This window comes from Variovorax sp. 01T439_2, assembly GCF_056398445.1.
In genome coordinates, this window is the sequence record NZ_JBFTPJ010000861.1 from 1 (window position 1) to 2566 (window position 2566).

The 2566-nt window shown below is 69.9% G+C and carries 3 protein-coding genes; 2 read left to right on the forward strand and 1 reads right to left on the reverse strand.

The annotated features are described in order from the left end of the window. A partial coding sequence (locus AC1DOC_RS28885; RefSeq protein ID WP_478131041.1) for a heavy metal translocating P-type ATPase occupies window positions 1-1051 on the forward strand: 1051 nt, incomplete at its 5' end. Window positions 1052-1136: 85 nt separating this feature from the next. After that, window positions 1137-2399 (forward strand): cation:proton antiporter, encoded by a 1263-nt coding sequence (locus tag AC1DOC_RS28890; protein ID WP_018906337.1) that lies wholly within the window; start codon window positions 1137-1139, stop codon window positions 2397-2399. Window positions 2400-2406: 7 nt separating this feature from the next. Here AC1DOC_RS28890 and AC1DOC_RS28895 read toward each other — a convergent pair. Further along, window positions 2407-2566: ATP-binding protein (locus AC1DOC_RS28895; RefSeq protein ID WP_478131042.1), on the reverse strand; the 160-nt coding region annotated here is incomplete at its 5' end.

Genomic DNA, 2566 nt, shown 5'->3' on the forward strand with positions numbered 1-2566 from the left:
CCCATGCGCGCTGGTCATCTCGACGCCCGTCACGGTGGTGAGTGCGCTGGCCTCGGCCGCGCGGCGCGGCATCCTGATCAAGGGCGGCACCTACCTCGAAGAGGCGCGCAGGCTCAAGGCCGTGGCACTCGACAAGACCGGCACCATCACCGAAGGCAAGCCGAAGCTGGTCGCATCGCGCCTGCTCGACCCCGCGGCGGATGAAGCCGCGATCTTTGCCATTGCCGCGAGCATCGCGGGCCGCTCCGACCATCCGGTGTCGAAGGCCATTGCCGACGGGCTGAACCGCGAGCACCAGCCAGTCGGCGGCTTCACGGCCTTGCCCGGACGCGGCGTGCAGGCCGTCCACGAAGGCCGCGGCTATGTGCTTGGCAACCACCGCCTGATCGAAGAGCAGGGGCTGTGCAGCCCCGCGCTCGAAGCCGAGCTGAAGCAGCATGAGGAAGCGGGGCGCACCGTCACGCTGCTGGCCTCCGGCCAGGCCGTGCTGGCGCTGTTCGCGGTGGCCGACACCATCAAGCCCTCTTCGAAGGCCGCCATGGCCGAGCTGCGCGCGCTGGGCGTCACGCCCGTGATGCTGACCGGCGACAACGCCGCCACGGCCAGGGCGATCGGCCTGCACGCGGGCATCGACGACGTGCGCGGCAACCTGCTGCCCGAGGAGAAGCTCGATGCCATCAAGGCGCTGCAGCAGCGCCACGGCATGGCCGGCATGGCGGGCGACGGCATCAACGATGCGCCCGCGCTTGCGCAGGCCGACATCGGCTTTGCGATGGGCGGCGCCGGCACCGACACCGCCATGGAAGCGGCCGACGTGGTCATCATGAACGACGACCTGCGGCGCCTGCCCGAAACCATCCGCCTCTCGCGCCATGCGCATGCGGTGCTGTGGCAGAACATCACGCTCGCGCTCGGCATCAAGGCCGTGTTCTTCGTGCTCGCGGTGTTCGGCAGCGCCACCATGTGGATGGCGGTGTTTGCCGACATGGGCGCCAGCCTGCTGGTGGTGGCCAATGGATTGCGGCTGATGCGCGCACCGAAGGGCGGCTGAGGAACGGCGCCCGCGCGGCGTTGCGGACGAGGCGCCCGAACAAAACTAACATCGGGTGCTTTGCTCACCCCCGGCCACCGCTTCCATGTCCGCCACTTCGCTCCTGCTGCAACTCATCGTCATCCTGAGCACCGCGCGCATCTGCGGCTGGGTGCTGCGCCACGTGGGCCAGCCCGGTGTGGTCGGCGAAATGGCGGCGGGGCTCATGCTGGGGCCGGTGGTCATGGGCGCGCTGTTCCCCTCGCTGCATGCGCAGCTTTTTTCGAAGAGCCATCTCGAAGGCCTGTCTTCGCTCTCGACGGTGGGCCTGGTGCTCTTCATGTTCGTGGTGGGCCTGGAACTGCGGACCACGCAGGGCGTGCGCGCGCAGCTGAAGGCGGCGGGCTATGTGGGCGCGCTCAGCGTCATCGTGCCGATGGTGCTGGGCCTGGCGATTTCGCCGGCGCTGCATCCGGCGCTGGCGCCCGCGGGCGTGGGCTTCTGGCCGTTCGCGCTGTTCATGGCCGCGGCGCTGTCGATCACGGCCTTTCCGGTGATGGCGCGCATCCTGAAGGACCGCGGCCTCACGCGCACGCCCTTCGGCCAGCTGTCGCTCGGCGCCGCGGCGGTGGTCGACGTGTTCGCCTGGATACTGCTGGCGCTGGTGGTGGCGCTCGCGGGCGCGGGAGAGGGCTACACGGGCCTGCTCAAGACGACGGCCGGCGTGGCCGTGCTGCTGGCCGTGCTGTTCTTCGGCCTGAAGCCGGCCTTCGCATGGATCCTGCGCACGCGCGCACCCGACGGCGAACCGTCGACCACGGTCATGGCCTCGCTCATGATCGGCCTCCTGGCCTGCGCGATGGTGACCGAATGGCTGCACCTGCATGCCGTGTTCGGCGCCTTCCTGTTCGGCGCCTGCCTGCCGCGCGACGACCGCCTGCTGAGTTCGCTCACCGAGCGCATCGAGCCGATCTCCATCGTCGTGCTGATGCCGCTGTTCTTTGCGCTTGCCGGGCTCGGCACCACCACCCATGCCTTCTCGGGCGCGAGCATCGGCGCCATGCTGCTGATCGTGGCGGTGGCCACCATCGGCAAGCTGGCCGGCGGCGCCATCGGCGCGCGCATGGCGGGCTACGGATGGCGCGACAGCCTGGCCACCGGTTCGCTGATGAACGCGCGCGGCCTGATGGAACTCATCGTGATGAAGATCGGGCTGGATGCCGGCCTGATCGGCCCTGAGCTCTTCACCATGCTGCTGGTGATGGCGCTGGTCACCACCGCGATGACCGGGCCGCTGATCAACTTGGTGATGGGACGCGCCAAGGCTCCCGCCGGGGCCGAAGAGGCCGAGGCGCGCGCCAAGCCCTGATGCGCCGTCAGCGCGCGAGCGGCACCGCGAAGCCGATGCGGGTTTCGCCGTTCGCGCTGGAGGCGAACACGCGCCCGCCATGCATGCGCGCAATGGCCTCCACGATCGAGAGCCCCAAGCCGTGGTGGCGCGCCGACCGGTCCCGTGCGGGATCGGCGCGGTAGAAG